The sequence below is a fragment of the Paraburkholderia sp. SIMBA_054 genome, from assembly GCF_046534875.1.
Lineage (GTDB): Bacteria > Pseudomonadota > Gammaproteobacteria > Burkholderiales > Burkholderiaceae > Paraburkholderia > Paraburkholderia hospita.
This window is the reverse complement of sequence record NZ_JAWRXV010001273.1, coordinates 1-252: the sequence shown is the minus strand read 5'-3', so window position 1 is coordinate 252 and position 252 is coordinate 1. Positions and strand designations below refer to the sequence as shown.

Genomic DNA, 252 nt, shown 5'->3' with positions numbered 1-252 from the left:
ACACAAATTGCTTTACGAATAGAATAAGGCTGGTGATTTTATGACGATAAAGGGCATAATCTTTCAACCGGAATCCCAATATCAAACAGCATCACGTAAAATACAAACGCATAAAGGAACAAAACTAGAAATCAGTAATATGTATCTTACAGGAGTTAGGCAAACCACTATACGAAAAGGTGTTATGTTTAACTTTTCCCAAAACGAAAATCAAACTACTGAAAAAGAAATAATGAAACCGCCACGTACTGA

At 34.1% G+C, this 252-nt stretch carries 1 protein-coding gene; it reads left to right on the top strand.

Features of this window, described 5'->3' with window-relative positions; genetic code table 11:
* Positions 1 to 40: 40 nt before the first annotated feature.
* The coding region (locus SB822_RS59195; protein ID WP_410859388.1) for a hypothetical protein at positions 41 to 252 on the top strand (212 nt) is incomplete at its 3' end.